20 protein-coding genes are annotated in these 24,949 nt (G+C 65.8%); 2 read left to right on the top strand and 18 right to left on the bottom strand.

What is annotated here, in order from left to right; all coding sequences use genetic code 11:
• Nucleotides 1–109 precede the first annotated feature (109 nt).
• The 6 genes from AC1Q6Z_RS04675 to AC1Q6Z_RS04650 form a co-directional block, all read right to left on the bottom strand.
• A complete protein-coding gene (locus tag AC1Q6Z_RS04675) occupies nt 110–2,119 on the bottom strand; it encodes a sensor histidine kinase (RefSeq protein WP_492646893.1) in 2,010 nt (669 codons plus the stop codon).
• Nucleotides 2,112–3,503, bottom strand: a complete 1,392-nt coding sequence (locus tag AC1Q6Z_RS04670) for a sigma-54-dependent transcriptional regulator (RefSeq protein ID WP_435267879.1) — start codon at nt 3,501–3,503, stop codon at nt 2,112–2,114. Before AC1Q6Z_RS04670 ends, AC1Q6Z_RS04675 begins: the two co-directional genes overlap by 8 nt.
• 151 nt (nt 3,504–3,654) lie before the next feature.
• Nucleotides 3,655–3,876: a hypothetical protein gene (locus tag AC1Q6Z_RS04665; protein WP_435267878.1), complete on the bottom strand. Its 222-nt coding sequence runs from the start codon at nt 3,874–3,876 to the stop codon at nt 3,655–3,657.
• A gap of 176 nt (nt 3,877–4,052) precedes the next feature.
• Nucleotides 4,053–5,411 carry a histidine kinase dimerization/phospho-acceptor domain-containing protein gene (locus AC1Q6Z_RS04660; RefSeq protein WP_492646892.1) on the bottom strand — a complete coding sequence of 453 codons (1,359 nt, stop codon included), beginning with the start codon at nt 5,409–5,411 and terminating at the stop codon, nt 4,053–4,055.
• Nucleotides 5,408–6,064 carry a response regulator transcription factor gene (locus tag AC1Q6Z_RS04655; RefSeq protein ID WP_256117293.1) on the bottom strand — a complete coding sequence of 219 codons (657 nt, stop codon included), beginning with the start codon at nt 6,062–6,064 and terminating at the stop codon, nt 5,408–5,410. Before AC1Q6Z_RS04655 ends, AC1Q6Z_RS04660 begins: the two co-directional genes overlap by 4 nt.
• 113 nt (nt 6,065–6,177) lie before the next feature.
• A complete protein-coding gene (locus tag AC1Q6Z_RS04650) occupies nt 6,178–7,824 on the bottom strand; it encodes a phosphoethanolamine transferase (RefSeq protein ID WP_492646891.1) in 1,647 nt (548 codons plus the stop codon).
• Nucleotides 7,825–7,952: 128 nt separating this feature from the next.
• Here AC1Q6Z_RS04650 and AC1Q6Z_RS04645 point away from each other — a divergent pair, with 128 nt between their 5' ends.
• A complete protein-coding gene (locus AC1Q6Z_RS04645; RefSeq protein ID WP_256117295.1) occupies nt 7,953–8,096 on the top strand; it encodes a hypothetical protein in 144 nt (47 codons plus the stop codon).
• 66 nt (nt 8,097–8,162) lie between these two features.
• Nucleotides 8,163–8,822, top strand: coding sequence for a glutathione S-transferase family protein (locus AC1Q6Z_RS04640; RefSeq protein ID WP_492646890.1), 660 nt, complete (start codon nt 8,163–8,165; stop codon nt 8,820–8,822).
• On the opposite strand, the gene AC1Q6Z_RS04635 is transcribed toward AC1Q6Z_RS04640, so the two are convergent.
• From AC1Q6Z_RS04635 to AC1Q6Z_RS04580, 12 genes are all read right to left on the bottom strand, one after another.
• On the bottom strand, nt 8,819–9,187 hold the full coding sequence (locus AC1Q6Z_RS04635) for a hypothetical protein (protein WP_492646889.1): 369 nt from the start codon (nt 9,185–9,187) through the stop codon (nt 8,819–8,821). The genes AC1Q6Z_RS04640 and AC1Q6Z_RS04635 overlap by 4 nt on opposite strands.
• A gap of 37 nt (nt 9,188–9,224) precedes the next feature.
• Nucleotides 9,225–11,393: a cellulose synthase gene (locus AC1Q6Z_RS04630; RefSeq protein ID WP_492646888.1), complete on the bottom strand. Its 2,169-nt coding sequence runs from the start codon at nt 11,391–11,393 to the stop codon at nt 9,225–9,227.
• Nucleotides 11,394–11,550: 157 nt separating this feature from the next.
• The gene (locus tag AC1Q6Z_RS04625) at nt 11,551–13,905 is read right to left on the bottom strand and encodes a cellulose biosynthesis cyclic di-GMP-binding regulatory protein BcsB (RefSeq protein ID WP_492646887.1); all 2,355 of its coding nucleotides are present in this window, start codon (nt 13,903–13,905) and stop codon (nt 11,551–11,553) included.
• Nucleotides 13,902–16,070 (bottom strand): UDP-forming cellulose synthase catalytic subunit, encoded by a 2,169-nt coding sequence (bcsA, locus tag AC1Q6Z_RS04620; RefSeq protein WP_435267871.1) that lies wholly within the window; start codon nt 16,068–16,070, stop codon nt 13,902–13,904. The genes AC1Q6Z_RS04625 and bcsA overlap by 4 nt, the downstream gene beginning before the upstream one ends.
• A gap of 84 nt (nt 16,071–16,154) precedes the next feature.
• Nucleotides 16,155–17,111: a cellulose biosynthesis protein BcsN gene (bcsN, locus tag AC1Q6Z_RS04615; RefSeq protein WP_492646886.1), complete on the bottom strand. Its 957-nt coding sequence runs from the start codon at nt 17,109–17,111 to the stop codon at nt 16,155–16,157.
• A 143-nt stretch (nt 17,112–17,254) separates the two neighbouring features.
• The gene (locus AC1Q6Z_RS04610) at nt 17,255–17,740 is read right to left on the bottom strand and encodes a GlcG/HbpS family heme-binding protein (RefSeq protein WP_492646885.1); all 486 of its coding nucleotides are present in this window, start codon (nt 17,738–17,740) and stop codon (nt 17,255–17,257) included.
• A gap of 108 nt (nt 17,741–17,848) precedes the next feature.
• Nucleotides 17,849–18,445 (bottom strand): response regulator transcription factor, encoded by a 597-nt coding sequence (locus AC1Q6Z_RS04605; RefSeq protein WP_435267869.1) that lies wholly within the window; start codon nt 18,443–18,445, stop codon nt 17,849–17,851.
• Nucleotides 18,442–20,061 (bottom strand): sensor histidine kinase, encoded by a 1,620-nt coding sequence (locus AC1Q6Z_RS04600; protein ID WP_492646884.1) that lies wholly within the window; start codon nt 20,059–20,061, stop codon nt 18,442–18,444. Before AC1Q6Z_RS04600 ends, AC1Q6Z_RS04605 begins: the two co-directional genes overlap by 4 nt.
• Nucleotides 20,062–20,094: 33 nt before the next feature.
• Nucleotides 20,095–21,537 (bottom strand): amidohydrolase family protein, encoded by a 1,443-nt coding sequence (locus AC1Q6Z_RS04595; RefSeq protein WP_492646883.1) that lies wholly within the window; start codon nt 21,535–21,537, stop codon nt 20,095–20,097.
• Entirely contained in the window at nt 21,530–22,624 is a 1,095-nt protein-coding gene (locus tag AC1Q6Z_RS04590; RefSeq protein ID WP_492646882.1) for an amino acid ABC transporter permease, read from the bottom strand. Before AC1Q6Z_RS04590 ends, AC1Q6Z_RS04595 begins: the two co-directional genes overlap by 8 nt.
• Nucleotide 22,625: 1 nt before the next feature.
• Complete coding sequence (locus tag AC1Q6Z_RS04585) at nt 22,626–23,774, bottom strand: amino acid ABC transporter permease (protein WP_492646881.1); 1,149 nt, start codon at nt 23,772–23,774, stop codon at nt 22,626–22,628.
• Between the two features lie 71 nt (nt 23,775–23,845).
• Nucleotides 23,846–24,865: an amino acid ABC transporter substrate-binding protein gene (locus AC1Q6Z_RS04580; protein ID WP_439616411.1), complete on the bottom strand. Its 1,020-nt coding sequence runs from the start codon at nt 24,863–24,865 to the stop codon at nt 23,846–23,848.
• Nucleotides 24,866–24,949: the final 84 nt, after the last annotated feature.

Raw genomic sequence — 24,949 nt, 5'->3', positions numbered from 1 at the left:
ACCTTGCAAGGCCCGTGCCAAAGAGGATTTCCTGGAAAATCAATGATTTGAGATAAAGAGCGGAATCAGAATGGACAGTTTGTCCAGATGCGACGGACAAACTGTCCGGTCAGTCGGCCTCGGGCAGCCAGACCGTGAAGGTCGCGCCCTCGCCCGGACGGCTGGCGACCGCGATGGCGCCGCCCTGCCGCGTCACCAATGTCTGGCTGATGGAGAGGCCGAGACCGGTCCCCTCCTGCCGCTTGGTGGTGAAGAACGGGTCGAAGACCTTGGCGACGAGGTCCGGGTCCATGCCGACGCCCGTATCGCTGACGACGAGCTCGACGCCCGGCCGCCCCTCGCGATCCCGATCGCGGGTCGCAATCGTCAGCCGTCCGCCATCCGGCATGGCGTGGATGGCGTTGACGACGAGGTTGACGACGACCTGTTGCAGCTCGGTGCGGTTCATCAGCACCAGTCGCTCGGCGGTGTTTTCCAGCCGCACCTCGATGGCCGCTCTCGCCAGCAGGTGCTGGACGAGCGGCATGCAATCCGCCACCGCCAGACCCGGCGCATGGCGGTCGACGAATCCGGCGAATTCCTCGGGCTTCGCGAATTGCAGGAGCTTCGTGACGATCTGGCTGATGCGCTGGATCTGTTCGTCGAGCAGCTGGAACTCCACCTTCGCCAGTTCCGCCCGGTCGCCCACCACGGCGCGCACGACCTCCAGATTGCCCTGCATGACGGCGATCGGGTTGTTGATCTCATGCGCGACGCCGGCGGTGATCTCGCCGATGGCGGCGAGCTTTTCCGAGAGGATGAGCTGCTTGGTCGTCGCCTCCAACTGGCGGTTGGCGAGTTGCAGCTCGCGGGTGCGCTCGTCGACGCGCGCGTTCAACTCCTCGTTCCAGCGCCGCAATTCCTGGTCGCTTCGTTCGAGCTGGTTCAAGAGGTCGTCGAGATGCACGGCGACGCGGCCGATCTCGTCCTGGCTGTCGACCGGGCCGGTGCGCGCGCCGAGATCGCCGCTCTCCACCCGCGCAATCGTGGCATCGACGCGCTCCAGCGGTTCGAAGATGCCGCGTGCCCAGCGCAGGAAAATCGGCACGCTCGCCGCCGTGATGGCAAAGAAGGCGGCGACGATGGTGAGCACGGTCTGATATTTCGCCGCCGTGAAGGGCGCTTCGAGAAAGCCGACATAGAGCATGCCGACGCGCTTGCCGTGGCTGTCCGTGATCGGTTCGTAGGCGGAAATGTACCAGTCGTTGACGACGAAGGCACTGTCGAGCCAGGTGCGCCCCTCGCCGAGGACGGCCGAGCGCACGGCGGCGGAAACGCGCGTGCCCAGAGCGCGCCGCCCCTCGAACAGCCGCACATTGGTGCTGATGCGCACGTCGTCGAGGAACAGCGTCGCCGTGCCCTGGCTGCCTTCCGGCAGGCTCGCCTCGCGGTAGACGAGGTCGTTGATCGTGTCGATGAAGACGAGGTTCTGGTTGAGCAGGATGCCGCCGACAAGCACGGCCTGGCGCCCCTCGCCGAGCGTGACGGGACTGGCGCTCTGTATGACCATGCCGCGCGCCTCCTCCTTGCGCTCGGTCGGCACCGCATTGGGCGTCGAGACGAGCGGCAGCTTGGCGCGGGCGGCGAGATCGGGCGAGAGCTTTTCGAGGTCGGCATTCTCGAAGATATCGACCCCTGTCGCGGGTTTTCCGGCGAGCGCATCGCGAATGACCGGCCAGTCGGTGCGAAGCGCCGCCGCGGTCTCCTCGGTCACCGAGGCGACGAGCGCGCCATCCGGCGCGATCACATAGAGAAAATCGAGCTCCAGCCGCGCCCGGGCGTCGTTCAAAAGGGTTTTCAGCGCCGCGCCGTCATTCGCGACATCGCGGAACCGCGCCGAGGCGCCGAGCGCTGTGACGTGCTCTCCGGTATTGTCGAGGATATGCGCGAGATACTGGTGCGCGATCGTCAGGTCGCCATTGACCTTGGAGATCAGCGTCGCATCGAATTTTTCGTTCCAGCGATAGACCGTGACGCCGAGCAGGAGCGGCAGGATCACCAGCATGGGCAGGAGGGCGATGGCGAGCAGCCGGTAGCGCACCGAGCGCGCCGGCCGGATGGCGTGCCTGCCGTCAGCCATCCCAGGCAGCCAGTTTTCTGTCGATCGTCTTGCGCGAAATGCCGAGCTGGCGCGCCGCCTCGTCGCGCTGGCCGTTGCAGGCGGAGAGCACCGCGAGGATGTGGCGCCGCTCGACATCGGCGAGCGACCCGCCCGCCTCGCCGGCCGGTGCCGGCGCGCCGGAGCCGAACCCCTCGGGGAAACGGCCGAGGATCAGTGTGCGCTCGATGAGGTTGCGAAGTTCCCGCACATTGCCCGGCCAGTCATAGGCCGAAAGCGCCCGGCGCACCGTCGCGTCGATCGGCACGGCCGGCATGGCGAGCTGGGCCGAAAGCTTCTTCATGAAGAGCGTCGCGAGTTCCACCGCGTCACCATCCCGCTCCTTCAGCGGCGGAAGATGGATCTGCATGACATTGATGCGGAAGAACAGGTCGGCGCGGAACCGCCCGGCCTGCACCTCCTTCTCCAGCTCCGCATTGGTGGCGAAGACGAAGCGCAGGTCCACCGGCACCTCGCGCTCGGAGCCGACGGGGCGCACCTTGCGGTCCTCCAGCACGCGCAGGAGCTTGCTCTGCGTCGCCGGCGGCATTTCGCTGATCTCGTCGAGGAACAGCGTGCCGCCCTGCGCATGCAGGAACAGGCCCTCGCGCGCCCGTTCCGCGCCGGTGAATGCGCCCTTGAGATGCCCGAACAGCTCGCTTTCGATCATGTCCGGCGGGATCGCCCCGCAGTTGACCGGCACGAAGGGTTTCGCCTCGCGGTCGGAGAGCGTGTGCAGCGAGCGCGCTGCCACTTCCTTGCCGGTGCCGGACTGGCCGGTGAGCAGCACCGTCGTCGGCAGCGGCGCGACGCGGGCGATGGTGTCGCGCACGCGGGCGATGGCGGAGGATTCGCCGATCAGCCGGTCGCGCAGCAGGATATGGTCGGAGGTCGCCTTCAGCTCGTAGCGCAGCACGTAGTTTTCACGTTGCAGGCGGATGCGGTCGAGGCACCGCGCCACGGCATTGAGGAGCTGGTTGGAGCGGAATGGCTTCAGCACGAAATCGACCGCGCCGGCGCGCAGCGCCTGGATGGCGGTTTCGAGATCGGCATAGGCCGTCATCAGGATGGCGTCGGCGAAGAAGCCGATGGCGCGCTGTTCGGCAAGCCATTCGACGCCGTTCTTGCGCGGCATGATGTTGTCGAGGATCACCACGTCGAAATGGTGCTGGTCGAGCTTGCGCGAGGCCTCGTCCGTATCGGCGGCCAGCTCCAGCCGCTTGCAGCGCGGCGAAAGCGTGCGCATCAGGAAGTTGCGCATGCCCGGCTCGTCGTCGACGACGAGGATCGAGGCCTGCGCCAGCCATGGCCCGAATTCCGGGTCGGCGGACGTATCGCGCACCACGCGCGCGGCTTCAGTCGGCACCTCGTCTCCTCCCGATGGTCAGGCGCGTTTGACGTATCGCGCAATTCCGAACGCAAAACAGCTCAACACGTTTGCTGGAATTGCTAGCACCTACCATAAAAAGCCGCCGCCGCGAGCACAAGCACACACGGCGGCGCAGACTGGAGAGACGTCAGGAATGTAGATGTATGCGTTCGCGGCGTTCGAGCATCGCCGCATGTTCCTGATCTATTTGAATTTTCCGGGCATCTTCCATCGCCGCGGCGATGGTTTCGCTAATCACCCGCACACTGTCTTCAGAGATGAGGGGCGATGCCCCACGGCATTCCGCTGCATGCAACTTGCAAAGCGCGCTGGCGAGCAGCCGCGCGTAGTCTTCCGGTTTGCGACCCATGTTCCCCACCTTTTCTTGATTATGACCACAGAAAACCACAGAATAAGTCAGAAAGCCACATATTTCTCACATGCTAATGGAAAAAATTGTGAGTATCCGCCTGCCCCTGCGGAAGGCGGGAATGCTGGAAAACGAGACTGTTCGGAAATGGCGCAGATGGTGCCGCAATGATGCGGTCAGCGGGCGTCCGGAAACATGACGTCTGCCTGGAATCCATCAACACGCCCGGGAATGGGCGAGGTCAGGACAAGGCTTGCGCGCATCTGCGCAAGCAGCCGGTCGGCGATGGACAGGCCGAGCCCGGAACCGGCAGCAAGCGTCTTGCCGCGGGAGAAGCGTTTGCGCACGGTGGACAGCTCCGCATCGGACAAACGGGCCGCCCCGTTTAGGATCCGTACATTGCCTTCCCCCGTCAGGAGGATCTCGACCGGTTCGTCTACCCGCCCGTGCAGCAGGGCGTTTTCGACGAGGTTGCGCAGCACGATGGCAAAGGCATCGGCGGTGCCCTCGCGTTGCCCCTGCCCGGTGAAATCGTTGCGGAAGCGGATGCGGCCCGCATCTTCCGATGCGCGCTGGAAATCCGTCACCACGACGCCGACGACATCGGCGACGTCGAAGGTGGTTTCGCTGACGCCGATGCCGGCCTCGGCGCGGGCGAGCTGGAGCAGCTTCTCGGTGAGTTTTGTGAGTTTTTGCAGCGATGCCTCGATCTGCTGGGCGCGGGCGCGCACCGGCGCGTCCTTCAGCTCGGAGAGGAGAAGTTGCGTCTGCGCCAGCGCGCCGGCAATGGGCGTGCGCAGTTCGTGCGCGCTGTTCGAAGTGAATTCCCGCTCGGCGGCGAGCACCGAACGCAGGCGCGCCAGCAGCAGATTGACCGAGCGCAGGATCGGTTGCAGTTCCTGCGGCAGGCTGACGGCCTCGATCGCCGCGAGATTGCCGCCGTCCTTCTCGCCGATCGCCGCCCGGAGCGTCTCGACGGGCGACAACACGCGCCGCACGACGAACCAGACGGCGAGCACCGTCACGGGCACGATGAGCAGCACCGGCAGCAACAGCGCAAGCGTGCCTTCGAACATCGCCTCCTGCCGTTCCGCGGCAGAATCCTTCACCTGCACGAAGATGGAACCGTCCGGCGTCGAAGCCGTGTAGAACCGCCCCGTCTCGCCATCGCGGAAACCGACCTTCAGCGGTGCCTCGAAGGGCTGTTCGGATGCCGTGTGCGAATGCAGCAGCACCTGGCCATTCGCGTCGCGCACCTGGTAGGTCAGGTATTCCTCGCCCGGCTGCGACGGCGAGCGCTCGATGCGGCGCGGCTCGTTGATGTCGTTTCGCCGGCGCAGGTCGTCGACCACCAGCGGCACCAGCCGCTCCGCCGTTTCCTGCAACGAGCTGTCGAAGATTTCGCCGAACTCGTCATGCATGACCAGCGCGCCGAAACCCACGGCGACAAGCCACAGCGCCGTGACGCTCGCTGTGATCCACAGCATGAGCTGGCCGGCCAGGCTCTTCGGCGGGAAGGCGAAGGGCTTCCTCATCGGCCGAGCCTGTAGCCGATGCCGCGCAGCGTCTCGACGCAATCCTTGCCGAGCTTCTTGCGCAGCCGGCTGACATAGACTTCCACCGTGTTGCTCTCGATTTCCGAGCCGAAGGCGTAGAGCGCCTCCTCGATCTGTCCCTTGGAGACGATGGCGTCGGGCCGTGCGGCGAGCCGCGCCAGCACTGCCCATTCGCGGCTGGAGAGATCGACCGGGGTGCCCTCGCGCAGCACGCGGCGGTCGGCAAGCTGGATGGTCAGCGGCCCCGCCTCCAGCACGGGAACGGCGGCACCGGCATAGCGCCGCGCGACGGCGAGCATGCGCGCGCCGAGCTCGCCGAGGTTGAACGGCTTGACGAGATAGTCGTCGGCCCCGCTGTTCAGCCCCTCAATGCGGTCGGAAATCTGGTCATGCGCAGTGAGGATGATGACGGGCGTGACGGCGCCAGCGCGGCGCAGGTCCTTGAGCAGGCTCAGCCCGCTGCCATCCGGCAGGCGCAGGTCGAGCAGCACGAGGTCGTAATCGACCGTGCCGGAGGCCGTGCGGCCATCATCGAGCGTCTGCATCCAGTCGACGGCATGGCCGAGCCCGGCGACATAGTCACGCACCGCCTCGCCCAGCACGGCGTCGTCCTCGATCAGCAGAATTCTCAAATGCCCGTCTCTCCGCATCGCTGCGACGGTTTTCGCGGGCGCCCTTCGGCGCCGATCACCGTCCGAAGCGGGAGAATACACGGGACAGCTCCCGTTGCCAGCACCCTTGCCGATCAGGAGAGCGCCCCCGAGCGGCAAGGGGAAACCAGATCGAGCGCCGGGTCGCGCACCTTCGTCTCCACCCGCATCAGGCCGAGCACGGTGTGGAAGAGGTTGTCGTGCGACTGCGGCTTCGTGGTCTCGGCATCGAGGCAGGCGGCCGAATAGGCAGCCTTGGCATCCTTGCCCAGCCACAGCACGAAGGGCACATGGGTCTGCTGGCTCGGCGCGATCATATAGGGCGCGCCGTGCAGGTAGAGGCCGAACTCGCCGAGCGATTCGCCGTGGTCGGACATATAGAGCATGGAGACGTCGAGCCGGCCCTGCTCCTTCTCTAGCCGCTCGATCACGCCGGCGAGAATGTGGTCCGTATAGAGGATCGTGTTGTCATAGGCGTTGACGATTTCCTCGCGCGTGCAGTCGGAAAACTCGGCGGTGCGGCAATCGGGCGTGAAGCGGCGGAATTCCTCCGGGTAACGCTCGAAATAGGCCGGGCCGTGGCTGCCGATCTGGTGTAGAACCAGCACGGTGTCCTTCTGGACGGAGCCAATCCAGCCATCGAGATTGTCGAGCAGCACCTGGTCCCGGCACTCGCCACCCGAACAATAGCGCGGGTCGCCGCCTTCGATCAGCGAGCGTTCCTTGACGCGCGCGGCGATCTTCTTGCTGCCGGTATTGTTGTCCCACCACTCGACGTCCACGCCCGCATGGGAGAGCACGTCGAGCAGGTTCTGCGTCGCCAGCCCCTTGTCATGCGAATAGGCGCTGCGGGTATAGACGGAGAACATGCAGGGCAGCGAGACGGCCGTCGCGGTGCCGCAGCTCGTCGCGTCGGAAAAATAGCGAATGTCCTTCGCCTTCAGTTCCGGATTGGTCTCGCGACCGTAACCGCCGAGCGAAAAATTGTCGGCCCGCGCGGTCTCGCCGGCAACGACGATCATCAGCCGCGGCTTGCGCACGCCAAGCGGTGCGTCGCCGATCCGGGCATCCTCGCCGATGGGCGCGGCGACCACATTGCGGTCCGCCGTCTGGCGGACCGCGAAGCGGGCGGCGGTGACGAGCGGGATGACGGGGTTCAGCGTCTGGAACCAGTCGCGATGCGTGCGCGCGGTGGCGGCGTAGACCCGGGCATGGGAGAAGCCGGCCACCAGCGCGATGATGAGCGCCGGCACGATGACGACGAGATTGGCCCGCAGTTTCCAGAAGAACGTGTAATGCTGAACGTTCACCCAAACGAGAAGCGCCGAGGGCAGCACGCCGAAGACCAGCATGTGGAAGAGAAAGCCCGGCGTGATCAGGTGCCCGGCCTCGGCACTGTTCGTCTCGGCCGCGTTGCGCAGCATCTCCATGTCGATGATCGCGCCGTAGCTGTCCATGAACCAGGCGCCGGACGCGCTCGTCAGGATCAGCAGGATGAAAATCGGCTTCATCACATATTTCACCGATACGGTGACGCAGAGCGCGATGTAGAGGCAGGCGATGCCGATGACGATGGAGGCGAAGGTCGTCGCCCGGCCATCGAGATAGAGCCAGCCCTTTTCCCAGAAACTCCGGTTGGTCAAGGCCAGCAGATAGATCGCCGTCAGGATGCTGACCGCAATGCTGCCGAGTTGCGGCCGCCAGAAAACGGCTCTGCCGGCCGGGCCGGTTCTTTCGCGCATCGGATGTCCTTTCACGTCTTGTGTCCGGCGCTTCCTGGCGGAGCAAACTGACAGCCGGCTGAACGCGACGTTCAGCGCGGCGTCAGGTTCGACGTGGATAGATCGGCCATTCGAGTATGAGGTGACGCGTGAAATCGAGACTCCTGCATCCGGGAATGCTGTTCGTGACGGCGCTGGTCGTCCTAGTCCTGGCAATCCCGGTCGCCCAGATGCAATTTTCCAGGCCGCATGGCGAGAGCCTGCGGCAGGTGCTGCTGCTGCGCGCCGGCTGACCTCAAAATCCGATTGCAATTTGCAAGCAGATTTGCGACAACCGTTCCGCAGACGCGGAGGTTGCCATGAAACCCGTTCTCTACGCCCATCCCTTCTCGAGCTACTGCCAGAAGGCGCTGGTCGCGCTTTATGAAAACGGCACCGATTTCGAATACCGCATGCTTGACCACAACGATCCCGACACGCTTGCCGATTTCGAGGCGCGCTGGCCGATCAAGCGCTTCCCGATCCTCGTCGATGGCGAGCGCACCGTCATGGAGGCGAGCGTGGTCATCGAATATCTCGGGCTCTATTATCCGGGACCGGTCAAACTCGTTCCCGACGATCCGAAGGTGGCACTCGACGTGCGCATGCTCGACCGCTTCTTCGACAATTATGTCTCGACGCCGCAGCAGCGCATCGTCTTCAACGCCATCCGGCAGGAAAAGGACCGAGATCCTCTCGGCGATGCCGAGGCGCGAAAGATGCTGGAATGCGCCTATGCCTGGCTCGACCGGCACATGGAAGGCAGGCTCTGGGCCTGCGGCGATGCCTTCACGCTCGCCGACTGCGCCGCCGCACCCTTCCTGTTCTACGCGGACTGGACGCATGCCATCGACCCGGCTTTCGCTTGCGTGCACGCCTACCGCCGGCGTCTGCTCGCCCGCCCCTCCTTCGCCCGCGCGGTGGATGAAGGGCGTCCGTACCGCGCATATTTCCCGCTGGGTGCACCCGACCGCGATTAGCCGGCGCGGCAGTGCCGCCGCTCGGACGCCGTGGATTCGCGGGCGATACCGGTGATGACGAGGACCGGCAGGCTCTGGCGCTTGCCGGCAATATCCTGCTCGCGGTTTTCCGTGTGCCCGCTCAGCACGAGCCTGCCGTAATAGAGCGCATCCGTTTGGCGGATACGTTGCTGATCGGCTTCCGCAAGACCGGTGATATCGGGAGCAACGCCCCTGAATTCCTCGCCGGTTTCGAGATTACGCATGGTGGAGGACGGGCACGGCGCCTTCACGCAGCGAAGGCCGTTGTCGCAGACGACATAGAGGTTTTCCGCCGCGGCGACCGGCGAGACAAGCAGCACGAAGATGAGAAGTCCGAGACGCATGGCCCACATCCTCCCCGGCGATTGCGGCCAAATCGCGTTACTGACGCCCGTCCCGTTCCCGGCGCATCTCGGCAAGCGCGCGGATGGCGTCCTGCCGGCCGGTCTCGCTGAGCGCCTCGAAGAGCCGCTGTGCATCAATGCGCATCCCGAGGTTCTTGTAGGCATAGGCGCGCAGCACCATCAGGTCCGTCGGCTCGGCGCGGAACTGCGCCCGCTGGTCGAGATAGACCAGCGTTTCGCGAAACCGTTTCGCCCGGAAACTGCTGACGGCGCGGTCGGAGAGGATGGCGGTCTGCAATTCGGCACCGCGGCTCTGGTCGAGCGTCGCCTTGGTGGCCGCCACGGCGGCGTCGCTGGTCAGCCCGGCGCGCAGATAAGCGAGGCTCTGGCCATAGGCGGCGTCGCTACGCGTGCGACCCTCGCCGGACAACGCCGCCTCGAAGGCCTGCGCGGCTTCCAACGGCCGGTTGATTTCCATCAGGCACCAGCCGAGCGACAGCGCACTTGCCGGCGACAGGCTGCGCGGATCGCGCGTGCTGCGGCAATCGACGGCCCCTTCCGCCCGGCGCCCCGTGCGCACGATGCGCTGCGGCTTCAGGGCGACCTCTTCGACCGCCGTCTCACGCGCTGGCAAACGCCGCTGGGTGCGCGCGACGAGCGCCTCGCGCCCGCGCCGCACGGGGGCCGCGTCGTCGCTGGTGTCGCGCTCGCCGAGCAGCGCGATGCGTTCCGAGCGCTCGCCCCAGGCCTGCTTGACCGCGGCAAGACCAGCAAGGTCCTCCAGCCGCAGGCGCGCAACACCGAGGCCATAGGCGGCGGGTTCGTAATCGGCCTTCCACTTCAGCACCTGGGCAAACCACTCCTCGGCCGTCGTCGGCTGGTCCATGGCGAGCGCATACCAGCCGAACTGCTCGCCGGTCTCCGGGTGCTTTTCTTCAAGCGTCACCTGCGCGATGCGGTTCAGCACCTTGGCGTCAAGCTTCGGTGGCGGATCAAGCGCAAGCAGGTTGGCGGTCGCGGCGAGATAGGTCGCCATCGCCTGGTCGGATGTGGTGCGCCAGGCATACATCACGTCTTCCGCCTCGATCGGCATCTTGCGGGCGAGCAGGATGAGCGCCAGCCCCTGTGAGGCCGAGGCCGAATCCTCGACGGCACGCGCCTTGCGGAAGAAGGGTTCGGCGGCGGCGTTCTGCTCGCGGCGCAGGTGATACCAGCCGAGCAGCAGCGCATCGGAGGCGAGCCCCTCGTCCGCCACCAGCTTTTCGACGATCTTCAGATAGGCCGGCGCCACGGTGATCGCGGCATCCTCGTCACCCTCGCCGACGAAACGGCGGGCAAGGTCGCCGCGGATCGTCTCGAATTCCTTGACGCCATCCGTGCCGGTGCGCTCGCGGGCGATGAGGTCCTGCATGTCGCCGTATTTCAGCAGAGTCGAAGCCTTCTGCAAGGTCGCGATGCGCACCGGCCCGTCCGTGCAATTGTCGAGCATGTAGCCATAGGCATCCTTGCCGCGCTGCATGCGGTCGGTCTTCACGAAGGCCTCGGCGACGCGCCAGAGCACGTCCGCATCGCTGCAGGTGAGCAGGCTCGGCGTCTCCGCGCCGAGGCGCACGACATCCTCGCTCTTGCCGGCATTGGAGGCGGCGACGAGGGCCGCGCGCTTCTCCGCCACGTCGAGGCGATCGACGAGGTCGGCGGGCGGCGTCCATTGCGGGTCTTCCTGCTGGCGCTTGGCGATCGCCGCGCGCACGTCGGCATAACGCGACTGGCTGTAGAGCGCCCACATCTCCTCAAGCTGCTTGTCTTCGTTGACCGGCACGGCGAGCGGATTTTCTGGCGGTATCCAGGTGGGGTAGAGCGTGCGCAGCCGGGCGATCTCGGCATTGAGCCGGGCGGTATCGCCGCGTGCCGCGAAGTAGCGCAGCGCGCTTTCATCGACGACCGGCTTGTTCGCGGTGACCGCCGTAACCGGCGTTTGCTCCGTACCCGTCGCCTGCGCCGTCTGCTGGGCTTGCGCGATTTCCACGCGGTCCTGCTTGGCGAGCCGAGGAAGGCTTTCCTGCGTGCTGCTGGTGGCGAAATCGTCCGTTCCCGCGCCAAGGCGCGGCAAGCCCTTCATCAGGTCGTCAGGCACACCGAAGGATACGCCTGCGACGCTTGCCACGCCGGCGGAGACGAGGACGAACGCAAGAAGGATCGACTTCATCCCGAATTTCCTTCGGTACATTACTAACACCAAGCTCCGGCTTGAACCGCGACGACACCATGCGTCATGAACGTGGAACGCGTCGCCGCGCCCCCCAAGAAGAGCCAACCAAGAGTTATAAAACCCTGTTACGGTTAACCGCCGGTAAACGGGCGGTTCAGCCGCCCCGTCCGAAGCGGCGCAGAAGTCCCGAGGTCGCGATGCCGAGCAAAATCGCCAAGGCGCAAAACAGTGCGGCATAGGCGAGGATATTGGAGGACAGCCAGTTCGCCGCGACAAGCCGCATGTTGGCAAAGGTCCAGGGCTGCGTGGCGACGAAGCGGGTGCGGCTCACCGCGCGCGTATCGAGCGCTTGCACGCCCTTGCTGTCGAGGCTGACATAACCGTCGAGCTGCTGCCAGCGATCGTCCTGCGCCATTGCCACCATGCCGGCCTTGAGATCGACGCCGGTGGGCGCGGAAAGCACGGTCCAGGTCGCGGTCTCCTCCGGGCTGTTACCCTGTGCGACGAGGAAGCGCGCGGTGTCGTCCGGCACGACGAGTTCCTCTTCGCCGGGAAGCAGGCGCAGCGAAGAAAGAGAAATGTCAAACGTTTCCTGCAACCAGGTTTCGAGCGCCGAAATCTGCCCGCGCCAGGAGCCGCCGCGCACGCGCGACTGCCATTCGTCGAAGGCTTCCTGCGTCGCGCCGCGTTCGCCGCCGCCATCGGCCGGGCCGCCCCAGGAGGAAGCGCTTTCGGCGGCAATATGCGTCTGGCCGAGCACGAGCGGCGGAAGCTGTGAAATGGTGCCGACGAGAATGGCGTTGCGCTCGCCGATCGCCAGCGCCGAGGATTCCGGCCGCACCAGCAGCGCCCGCCCGCTCGAAACCGCCATCTTGCCAAGGAAGGTCGCGCTCGTCGAAAGCGTGTCCGCGTCGAGACGGTCGAGGTAGAGCGCCGTCGGATCGACCTGGCCGTTATAGGGAAAACCCGTCCCGGACAGAGCGGACAGGTTCGGCAAGCGCGCGACACGGGCAAAGCGCGGCATGCGGAATTCCGACGAATCGAACAGCGCGAACCGCGGCTCCTCGCTGGCGCTGGCGCCCGGCGCGCAGATCTTGTCCGCCTCCGTCATCAGCACGGTCTCGATGTCGACGCGGTTCGGCCCCGGCCGGAAATGCCGCATGGTCACGCGGATCGGCAGATGGCGGAAAATGCCGCCGTTGCGGCTGGTGATCGGCACGGTGGTGGCGATGTTGCCGTTGACATAGATATCGATATGGCTGCCCGGCAGCACTTCCGGCGAATAGGCCGCATCGAGCAGCAGCCTCGCCTCGCCATAGGCATCCGCGTAGAAATCCGACGGGATGCCGATGTCGAAGCCGGTGCGGTAGCGCCGCCCGGTGAACTCGCCGGTGCGCACGCCGAGCGAGGCGAAGGACAGCGACATCTCGCCGGAGACCAGCGGCATTTCGGTGGCATTGCGCTGGCGCACGCTGAGCGCCTCGCGCGTCACGCCGAGCGGCCGGTCGATGGGCGCCAGCATGCCCTCCACCGCCCCCTCGATCGAGGGCCAGTCCGGCCCGCTGACGACGAAGATCTTGCGGTTGCCCGCCGGCGCATCGACGAAGGTGGCGACCGCGGAGGACCGCGCCGTTACCGGCAGGCTCGGCAGCATCGCCGCCAGGTCGTCGGCGGTGCCGACCAGCACCGTCATCTCGCCGGCACCCGTCGTCGCCGGCAGCGCGTCAACGATATCAAATGTCTGGTTCGGCATCTTCGCCATCAGCGCGAGGCCCTGGCTCAGCCGCATCAGCGCATTGGTGGCGACCGGCTGGCCCATGTCCGGCGCCACCATGACGAATTTCGTCTGCCCCGTCGGCCCAAGCCCGATGGCGGCGATGTCGTCGGTGGTCAGAAGCCGGCCGCTGGTATCGGCCGGCACCGTCAGGAAGGTGCGCGCCGGATCGACCGCGGTCCACAGGTCGTAGGTCGAGCGGACCGTGCAGTCGGTGCGGTGGCGGTGCACGGCGTTGAAGGTGACGCGGTTGAGACCCGGCCGGAGCAGGCCCCGCGGCAGGTCGAACCGCATGTCCTTGGTGCCCTCGGCCGACTGCACCGGCAGTTCGCCGACCGAAACGTCGTTGACGACAACGGTCAGCCGCGAGGATTCCGGCGCCACCACGACGGCGTTGGAATAGCCAAGGTTGATCGACGTCGCGCTCTCGGCCTGCTGCGGGGTGAGGAAGACCGGGAAGGACTGGCTCGCCGCCTCCCCTTCGAGAAGCAGCGAGGTCGCGGGAACGATATAGCGCCGGGTCAGCGGATCGGGCGTCGCGGCTTTCTTTTCCGGCTCCTTCGTTTCGGTCGTCGTCACCGGCGTGCCGCCCTCGACGACCGGCTTCTGCTCCGTGCCCGGCGCGCGTTCGCCGGACATGTCGAAGGGCACGGTCGAATCCTGCCCGAACGCCACGGAGGCGGTGAGCGCGAAAACGAGGCCAAGCAGCGCGGCTTTTGCAGGGAGCAGCATCATGGTGCAGCCTCACGCTTGCCGCCGCCGAAGCTGCGCGCGAAATAAACGAGCCCGCGGCTCGTCTGGTAGAGCGCGACGCCCAGGAACCACAGCGATCCGCGGAACAGGCCCGGATTGTAGCGCCGCGACACCTGGAAATCGCTCCACTGGTTGGAGTTGGCGAAGATCAGGTCGGCGACGAGCGAATGATGCCGCGCCTCCTCTGGCAGGAAACGGCAACCGACGGCGACCACGCTGCCCTGGTTTTCCACATTGCGCACATCGACCGGCAGGGCTTCCTCATGGTCGGAGCCATAGGGCGTGAAACGCAGCTCGCCGCGCACACCCGTCGCAAGCTCAGCCTCCAGGCCGAAGACCTGCACGCGCGCGCCATGCGCCGAAACGTTCTCAAGTGTGGCCGGATGGTGCAGGCCGCCGGCGACGAAGGTGCAGCGCCGTTTGACGGTCACGCGCCGGCTCGCCGCCCGCTCGCTGCGCTCCGAAACGACGCCGAGCGCGCAGCCGGCGATGAGGAGGTTCAAGAGGTTCCAGGCGCCGACGACGAGTGTGACGTCCGCCTTGTAGGGTTCGGAATAGAAGCGGTAGATGCTCATCAGGAAAGCGATGAACAGCACGGCAAAGATGACGAAGAACGGCCGGCTGATTTCCGACAGCCGCGCCACCGCGATCGATTCATCCTTCGCCGTCACCTTGAAGGTCGGCTTGGTCGGGTTCAGCATCACCGAGACGACGGCGGGCAGCAGGTGCACGCTCTGCACATATTCGTAGAGTTCGGAAATCCAAGGCCAGCGGAACGAGCCGTAGAGATAGTTCTGCATCATCAGGTTCACGAGCATGTAGGCGAGCGTATAGCCGAGGAACTCGCCACCCGATGCCGTGAAGATTTCGAGATCGAAGAACAGGTAGAACAGCGGCGCGAAGAGGAAGATCGTGCGCGGGAACGGAAAGAGCCAGAACAGCATCGACGACATGTAGCAAAGGCGTTGCGGCACGGTGAGGCCACGCTTGAACAGCGGAAAGCGGAAACGCAGGATCTGCATCATGCCCTGCGCCCAGCGGCTGCGCTGGCCGATGAAGCTGGCGAAGGTGGCGGGCTGCAGGCCGGCGATCAGCGGCTTGTCGACATAGACGCTGTTCCAGCCGCGCGAATGCAGCGCGAGCGCCGTCTCGCAGTCCTCGGTGATCGAAAGGCCGGAAAAGCCGCCGGCCTCGTTGAGCGCCGTGCGCCGGAGCACCGCCGCCGAGCCGCAGAAGAACGAGGCGTTCCACTTGTCGAGGCCGCGCTGGATGATGCCGTAGAACATCTCGTTTTCGCTCGGCATCGTCTCGAAGGTGCGCAGGTTGCGCTCCAGCGGGTCCGGGTTCAGGAAGAAATGCGGCGTCTGGACGAGGAAGAGTTTCTGGTCGTCCGCGAAATAACCCACCGTCTCGCGCAAAAAATCGCGCGCCGGCGCATGGTCCGCATCGAAGATGGCGATGAGTTCGCCCGTCGAATGCTGCATGCCGTTGTTCATGTTGCCGGCCTTGGCATGTTCGTTGCGGGCGCGGGTCAGGTAGTTGACGTTGAGATCGCGGCAGAGCGCCTGGAGTTCGCGGTGGCGGGCTTCCGCCATCTGCGCCTCGATGACGGCGGCCGCATTGCGCTTCTGCTCAGTGCCGCCATCGTCGAGCAGCCAGACGGTCAGCTTTTCCGGCGGATAATCCATCGCCTTGGCGGCCGCGAGCGTGTTGGCGAGAAGGCCGATATCCTCGTTGTAGCTCGGCACGAAGACGTCGACGGAGGGTAATTTGCCCACCTCCGCGACGCGGCTTTTGCGCGGCGGCAGCGGCATGGCGACGACGAAGAGGCTGAGCGCCAGCATCATCACGCTGTACATTTCGGCGAGGTAGAGCAGGAAGCCGGGAATGAAGTTTTCCAGCTGGTTCAGCGGCGGCAGCGTGCTGGTCGAGCGCCAATAGACATAACGCAGCACAACGGCCGTGCCGAAGGCGAGCGCGATCAGGCGCCAGATTCCCTCGGCGCGCAGCACCTTGATCACCGCCATGAAGGTGACGACCGCGATGCTGGCAACAAGCTGGGTCTGGAGGTTGATGGGCAGCGTGATCACGAGGATCACCACGGCGGAAATCATCGCCCACAGGATGACCGTGCCAATATGTCTCATTCGCCGTCCTTCGCCGTCATAGCGCGTTTGGGCAAACCTTACGCACCATTATGTTAACGAAAAATGAGGTTGGCAGCCCCTAAATCAATTGCAGGTTGTCGATCCAGTAGTCGATGTAACACATACGGGCGATGGCACCACGACGGCCTCGCCTTCGGTTTCCCTGCTCGCCCCGCCGGAAGGCGACGGCACGATGACGGCGTCTCCCGTATCGAGAAGCGTAGGCTTCTTCTCCGGCAGGCGGCGGGTCGCGGGCACGCGCGCGTCTGTTTCCACGCGAACGGTCGTCACCGGCACCTTCCGCTCCTCCACCGCGACGCGCAGCGGTTGACCGCCGCCGATCTGGCTGTCGACGGAGGCCGGCGTGCCGTATGGGTTCCAGGTCGTGCCGGAAAAGCCGCCGACGATGGTGTAGCCATACATCATCTCGACCAGCTCCTTTTCGCTGGCCCCCGTCTGGCAGACGCGCAGGCGGATCTGGAGCATGCCGAGGCTGTTCAGGTGGTTGCGATCGGCCTCGTCCGAGCGGATCTGCTGCCAGCCGTACAGGCAGCCGTCGTCGCCGGCGCCCCGTCCATAGGCATAGCCGAATGGCCCATAGTTGTTGCGCACGAAATTCGCCGAGATCGCGAGCGAGCGCCCCGGCAGGTAGGTGCGCATCTCGCTGCGGATCGCGCCGTGCTGCACCGGCTTGAAGGCGAGCGCGCCGGCGGGCAGCGCCACCGTTTCCGCCGGCCCGAAGGCCTGGATGCTGATGAAATTCTGGCCGGAAGTGGCGGCCGACGTGGAAAGAGCGATCTGCTGCTCGATCGCATTGGTATATTGCCGCTGGACCACGCTGATGATCGACAGGGAGCCCGGTGCGGGCAGCACCAGCGCGCTTGACGTCGGCACGGTGGTCGAAAGCGTCGCGATGCCGACGCCCGGCCGCGCTGCACAGCCGGCGACCGTCGCTGCCGCCGCAAAGGTTGCGAGCAGGGAGACCGTCCGGAACGCCCTGCCGCAACGATCGGAAAATCGAATCGCTGCCGAATCATCCATGAATCACTCATATTTCGCCCGGCCGCGAATAGGAATCCCAGAAATGACGGTGGCGACCGTCGTCACCAGCTTGATGCAAGGCACACAAACGCGAAAAGCCCCGATGTCCGCACGACACCGGGGCCTTTTCTCAAGTAAAAGAATTACTTCAGCTTGGCGCTGACCGCTTCGATACCGGCGCGGGCGCATTCGTCGTCGATGTCGCCGCTCGGAGCGCCGCCGACGCCGATGGCGCCGATCGTCTCTTCGCCGGCCTTCACCGGTACGCCGCCGGCAAGCACGAGAAGGTTTTCGATCGAAACGAGCTGGGCTGCGGCCGGGTTCTTGCCGACGTTTTCCGCGATCTTCTGGGTCGGGGTGCGGAAGGACGCGGCGGTGTAGGCCTTGCGGACGGCGCTATCAAGCGTATGCGGGCCGGCGCGGTCGGCGCGCAGCACGACGCGGGTCACGCCGGCGCGGTCGACGACGGCCACCGTCACGTTGAACTTCTTGGCCGCGCAGGCCTTGACCGCCGCATCGGCAGCTTCGACGGCGATGTCGAGCGGCATGTTGCGCTCGGTGAGGATTTCAGCCTGGGCGGCGCCGGCAAGCGTGAGGGCGGCTAAGGCAGCGGCTACGAACGTCTTCATCTTTATCTCCATCTGGGCCGCCCGGATCTCGTTGGCGGCGACGGCCCTCTTTTCGGAGATTTCCGCGCCTAGTGGTATCGGTGGACGGACGGAGCGGGCTCCGTAGGACTACGGAGCCTGGCCAATCAAGGCAAGGCGCGCGAACTCGGCGACCGAGGTCGTGCCGAGTTTCTGGGCGATGTTCGCCCGGTGCGTATCGACCGTGCGGGGAGAGAGTTGCAGGGCTTCCGCGATCTCCCGCGTCGACCAGCCACGACCGACCATGTCCAGCACCTCGCGCTCGCGATCGGTCAGCTGCGCCACGAGCTTCGCCGCCTCCGCCCGCTCCGCATGCACGTCGAGCGCGCCGGATGCCTGTTGCAGGGCCTCGATCAGCACCTGTTCGTCGACCGGCTTCGTCAGGAAATCGACGACGCCGGCCTTGAAGGCGCGGCGGCAGGCATGCACATCGCCATGGCCGGTGCAGATGATGGTCGGCCAGTCGCAGCCGATGGCCGCGAGTTTTTCGTGCAGCTGCAGGCCGGTGATCGCCGGCATGCGCAGGTCAAGCAGCAGCACGCCGGGTTTCAGCTTTGGCGCCCGCGCCAGGAAGGCGGTGGGGTCGCCAAATGTCTCGATGCGGATGCCGTAGGTGCCGAGCAGCAGCGACAGGGCACTGCGCACCCCTTCGTCATCATCGACCAGATAGACCGGCGCCATCGTCATTCCGCTGCTTCCTCTTGTGTCTGCGTCTCGTGCGCGGCAGGCAGGCGCACGGTGAACACCGCCCCACCCCCTGCCCCGCTTGCCGCCGAAATGCTGCCGTCGAAACGCTCGACGATGCTTTCGCACAGGCTGAGCCCAAGCCCCATGCCGTCCGGCTTGCTGGAGAAGAACGGTTCGAACAGGCGCGGCATGACATTGTCGGCAATGCCCGTGCCGTTGTCCGAAACCGTGATTTCGTAGCTCTGCCCCGCCGCCCGCAAGGAGACCACCACCCGCCCATCCGCCCGACCCGCCTGCTCCACCGCATCGGCGGCATTGCGGACGAGGTTGTGAATGACCTGCTCGATCTCCACCGGATCGACGCGTGCCGGCGCCGGGGCATCGGGCAGCTCGAGATCGAGCGCGATGCCGCGCCGGTCGAGATCGATGCACGACAGCGCCACGATATCGGCAACATGGCGGCAGAGGTCGTGCACGCCCGGCGCCTCCGCGCTCTTGCCGACATAGGTGCGCAGCCGCACCAGAATATCCGCAGCGCGCTTGGCCTGGAGCACATTGGCGGCGAGCACGGTGTCGATCGGCGTGTCCTGCAAGCCATTCGCCGCCGCGATGCGCCGTCCGGCCTGGCTCTGGCTGAGAAGCGCCGTCAGCGGCTGGGTCAGCTCATGGGCAATGCCCGACGCCATCTCGCCCATGCTGTTGATACGCAGCGCATGGGCCAGTTTCGTTTCGTGCTGCCGCAGCGCCTCCCGCCGCGATGCCGCCTCCGCGGCCGCCCGTGCCGTGGCCGCGTCTTGCCGGTGCCGCAGCAGCGAGCGCACGAGCACCAGCCCGGCAAGCGAGATCGCCGCGAAGAGCGCGAGCGGCAACACGGGCAGAAGCTCGGCGAGCGTGACATGCCGTTGCAGCAAGAGCCGCAGCGGCTGCGTGGCGCTGGCGATCGGCGCATCGAAGCGGATGGTGCGTTCGAGGAAGGAGGATGCGGCGGGCTGTTTCGCGCCGGTTTCGATCAGCGGCCCCTCGCCGGTCGCCAGCGTCAGCGCGGCCCAGCGCGGCAGTTCCTCGCCCTCGATAAGCCTGGCGCCGTCGATGTCGAGGCTGACGGCCATCGTGTCGTTCATGCGCTTCATCAGGCGGTAATGGCCGTGCCGGGTATCCGCGCCATAGACGGCCTTGCCGGAGGCGAGGCCCTCGACCGCCTTCGCGACCTGTGCGGGATCGACCGTCGAGCCTTCGGCGGATTTCGCCGAGCTCACCACCTCGCCGGCCGGCAGGCGGATGAGGTCGATGGCGACGACGCGCGGATAGAAGCGCAGGATCGATCTGGCGACGAGGTCGAAATCCGCCGAGGGCTGCGCCTGCGCGAGGCCGAGCGCGCTGAGGCTCGTCAGATGGGCATCATGCTGGGCGACACGCTGCGAGATGGCGCGCTGCAACGAGCGCCCGCTTTCCGACACGTCCTGCTCCAGCGCCTGCCGATGGCTCGTCGCCGAATAGAGGCCGAAAGCGGCAAGCATTAGCAGCCAGCCGCCGGCAAGGGCGGCCGAGGTGCGGAGAAAGGTCAGGCGTCGGGGCATGGTGGGCGAAGCTGTTTCAGGGATCGGGAGAAGCATCATAGGGCCTCCCCCGCGCCTTGGCGATCCGCAGCATCACGGATGCGACAGCACCGGCAACGAGAGCGGCGCCAGCTCTGACGCGGGCCGTCCGCGCGGATCGTTCGCTTGCAAACGACGCACGGCAAAGTCCTGCACCGCCTGCAATTCCTGAAGCGCACCGTCATAGTCGACCATCGTCGGCCGGTCGTTCTTCATCACGCAGACGCCGTCGACATAGACCGCAGCGACTGCGCGCTCCGCCGCGCAATGCAGCAGGTTGCGCAGCGGATCATAGACCGGCTGCATGCCGGGATGCTTGAGGTCGATCAGCGAAAAATCCGCCTTGGCGCCCGGGGCGATGCGGCCGATATCGCTGCGTCCGAGAGCCTTGGCGCCGGCCAACGTCGCCGCTTCAAAGACATCAGCCGTCGAAACGTCGAACACCGAGCCGCCGGCGATGCGGGCGCAGATCATCGCCATGCGCATCTCTTCCAGCATGTTGAACGGATAGCTGTCGGTGCCGAGAGCCACGTTGACACCGCTTGTCCGGTAGCGCCCGAGCGACTGCATAACCATGCCGCTGCGCGAAAAGGTGACGGGGCAATGGGCGACGCTCGTACCGCTCTTCGCCAGCCGTTCGAGGTCGAGCGCCGTGCGCTGGCGCGTCCAGGCGTGGCTGTCGATGAAAATGCAATGGCCGAGGATGAGGTCCGGGCCGAGGATGCCGAGCTTTTCGAGATAGTGCACGGCGGTGAGGCCATGGCGGCGCAGCACTTCCTCGTGCTCGGCCATGGTCTGTGCGGCGTGAATGGTGATCGGCACGCCACGCGAGCGCGCCGCCTCGGCCGCCTCCTGCAACAGCTCCGGCGAGCAAGTCTCGACCTGTGCCGGCGCGACCACGCCGCCGAGCCGGCCCGAGGGATGGGCTTGGGCGGCATCGACCGTCTCCAGGGCGCGGGCAAAGGCTTCGCGTCCGCGCGCCTCGTTCCAGCGGAAATCGAGCCGGTGGCTGTCCTCCACATGCCAGGCCGCCTCGCGGAAGCCGGGGGCGACGTAGGCGCGCGCGCCGCTCTGCGCCAGCGTCGGCAGCCAGCAATCGTGCGGGCCGGCAATGTCGACAAACGTGGTGACGCCGCTGCGCAGCAGGTCGCCGAGCATGACGGTCAGCGCCGCCTGCACCGCATCGTCGCCGATCTCGATGAGGGTGGAATATTCGTACATCGCCTGGCCCCAAAGCGCCGCTGTGCCGGCATCCTCGAACAGGCTCTTGGAGATCGGCTCCTCGCCGGAATGGCAATGCACGTTGACGAGGCCCGGCAGGACCATGCGGTCGCGGCCAGAGATTTCGCGCTCGAACGGCCCGTCGTACCGGCCGCCGACCGCGACGAAACCGTTCGCGTCGAAGACGGCGTCCGCATCGTGCATATAGGCATGCCCGCCGCGGGCCGAGTCATAGGCGACGATCGTGTGGGCGTTGCGGATGACGGTTCTAGGCATGGGTCGTCCTGAAATGCTGTTCGAGGAAGCGGCTATAGGCTCCCATCAGGGCGCTGAACGTGAAATAAACGGCGGCGGCGACGAGATAGCCTTCAAGCACCGCGATGCCCTGCCATTCCGGATCGCGGATGGCGGAGCGCATCGTATCGAGGAAATCGACGAGGCCGACGATGGTGACGAGCGTCGTATCCTGGAAGAAGCCGATGAACAGGCCCACCATCGGCGGGATGACCTTTTTCAAGGCCTGCGGCAGCACGATCTTGCGCATGACCTGCCAGTAATGCAGCCCGAGCGATTTTCCCGCCTCGAATTGGCCGACCGGCACATCCTGCAAGCCGCCGCGCACGATCTCGGCAATATAGGCCGACGCGAAGAGGATGATCGCCACCTGCGCGCGCACCAGCTTGTCGATGGTCACGCCGTCCGGCATGAACAGCGGCAGCATCACCGTCGCCATGAAGAGGATGCTGATCAGCGGCACGCCGCGCACGATCTCGATGAAACCGACGGCCAGCACCCGGATCGCCGGCAGGTTGGAGGCACGCGCTAAGGCGAGCACGATGCCGAGCGGCATGGCGAGCGTCAGCCCGATGAAGGAGAGCAGGAAGGACAGCGGCAGGCCACCCCAGCTCGTGGTCGGCACTGGCGTCAGCCCGAAGAGACCGCCCGCCATCAGGATATAGAGCACGGGCAGGATGACGACGATCCAGGCGGCGAGCAGGGCTCGGCTCCAGAAGCGCGGGATCATCGAGACGCCGCAGGCGCCGAACAGCAGGAGAAGCGCCGTGAGCGGCCGCCATTGCTCCTCGTAAGGGTAGAAGCCGAACAGCATGTAGCGCAGTTTTTGCGCGACGAACGGCCAGCAGGCGCCGCCCGATACCTTGCAGGTCTCGCCATTGCCGGAAAACACCGCATCGACGACCAGCCAGCCGAAGGCGAGCTTGATGACGAACAGGATGATGGCGATCGATGCCACGCTGATGATCGTATTGCCCGGCGTTCCGAAATAGGCGGAGAGCTTGCCGAGGCGTTGGGTGGTGGGTGCCGGCTGCGGCGGGGCCAGTGCGAGCATTTGAACATCGGCCATGTCAGCGCTCCTTCAGCGCGACATGCGCATTGTACCAGTTCATGATCAGCGAGATGGTGATCGACAGCGCGAGATAGACGCCCATGAAGATCGCGATGGTCTCGATCGCCTGGCCGGTCTGGTTCATCACGGTGTTGGAGACCATGACGAGGTCCGGGTAACCGATCGCAATCGCCAGCGAACTGTTCTTGAAGACGGTAAGATAGGTGTTGGTGAGCGGCGGGATGATGATGCGCAGCGCCTGCGGCAGCACGACGAGCCGCATGGTTTTCCCACGAGAAAGCCCAAGCGCCGCGGATGCCTCCCACTGCCCCTTGCCGACCGCCTGGATGCCGGCGCGCACGATTTCCGCGACATTGGCCGAGGCGCTGAGCGCCAGCCCGAAGAGTAAAGCCACGAATTCCGGCCGCACATGCAGCCCGCCCGTCAGGCGGAACTTTCCGGCCGTCGGGAAATCCCAATCGACGCTGAACCCGCCAGCAAGCCAGAGAAGAAAGACAGGTGCGAGGAAAGCGGCAATCGCAAGCAAGCCGCCCTGGTTCGGCTGGCCGGTCGCAATACGCCTGCGGGTCGCCACCGTGCGGATGAAGAACGCCGCCGCCGCGCCGCCGACGAGGCAGGCGAGAAGCGCCACGCCGCCGCTTTGCAGCAGGGCCGCCGGCACGACGAGGCCGCTGTTGGAGAGGTACACGCCGGGCAGAAGGTTCAGCGCCTGCTTGACCGGCGGCAGCACGAGGATGATCAGCGAATACCAGAGGAAGAGATAGAGCAGCAGCGGCACATTGCGCAAAAGCTCGACATAGGTGAGCGCAAGGCGGGCCAGCAGCGGATTGCGCGACATGCGCGCGATGCCGACGGCAAGGCCGAGCAGCGTGCCGAAGATGGCGGCGAGAAGCGACACCTTCACCGTATTGGCGATGCCGACGAGGATCGCCCGGCCGACCGTATCCGTCGCCTCGAAGGCGATGGCGGCCTCGGTGATGACGAAACCCGCCGGCCGCGTCAGGAAGTCGAAGCCGGTGGCGATGTTCTGCTTGGCGAGGTTGCCGCTGGCTGTCGAAAACATCGTCCAGCCGGCCAGCACCACGAAGCCGATCGCGACGACCTGATAAAAATAGGCGCGAAAGCGCATGTCATGCAGGAAAGCCATGAAACCTCGCCGCCGGATGTAAGGGAAAGGGGACGCGCGCGAAAAAATGCGCGCGTCCAGCTATGGCGCGATCAGCGGATCGGCGGCGAGTAGATCAGGCCGCCCGCATTCCACAGCGCGTTCGGGCCGCGCGTCAGGCCGAGCTTGGTGCCCTCGCCGAGATTGCGCTCGAACACTTCGCCGTAATTGCCGACGCTCTTGATGACGTTGTAGCCCCACTTGTTATCGAGGCCGAGCATCTTGCCGAGTTCCTCGGTGGCGCCCAGCATGCGCTGCACATCCGGGTCCTCGCTCTTCAGCTTTTCGTCGACATTCGCCTGGGTGATGCCCTTCTCTTCCGCCGCCATCAGCAGCCAGACCGACCAGGAAACGATGTCGCCCCAGTTGGAATCGTTCTGGCGGAAGGCCGGCGCCAGCGGCTCCTTGGAGATGGTCTCCGGCAGCACGATGTAGTCGTCCGGATTGTTGGCGACGGCGCGGATCGAGGCGAGGTCCGAGCGGTCCGAGGTGATCGCCTCGCAGCGGCCGGAATAGAAGGCGGCGCGGTTCTCGTCCGGGCTTTCGAACACGACGAGTTCGAACTTGCCGTTGATGGCGCGGAAGAAGTCGGAAATGTTCTGCGCGGTCGTGGTGCCCGGCAGAGTGCAGATCGCCGCTTCCGTCAGTTCCTTGGCGCTCGTCACGCCGAGCGACTTGGCGACCATCAGGCCCTGGCCGTCGTAAAACACCGTCGGGCCGAAATCGAGACCGAGCGAGGCGTCGCGCGAGAAGGTGTGGGTGGTCTGGCGCGACAGAACGTCGATCTCGCCGGATTGCAGCGCCTGGAAGCGCGTGTTGATGTTGGTCGGGACGAAATCGACCTTGTCGCCATCGCCGAACACCGCAGCCGCAATGGAGCGGCAGATATCGGCATCGAAGCCCTGCATGCGGCCCTTGTCATCCGGCGCCGCAAAACCCGGCGTTGCCAGCGATACGCCGCAGACGAGCTTGCCGCGCGCCTTGACGGTTTCAAGCGTGCCCGCCGCCGATGCCGCCCCGGCAACCGAAAGCCCGAGCGCAGCCGCGCAGATCGTCAGAAGTGCCTGTTTCATGCTTCCCCTCCCAATCGGGTGTTGTTGGGTGCGGCCGGCGGCACCGCCCTCCAGCAGCCCCGCCCCCACACCGCGACCATTTGG

This window comes from Shinella sp. GW835-FHT14H05 (assembly GCF_058793575.1).
This window is presented reverse-complemented; position numbering and strand designations above follow the sequence as displayed.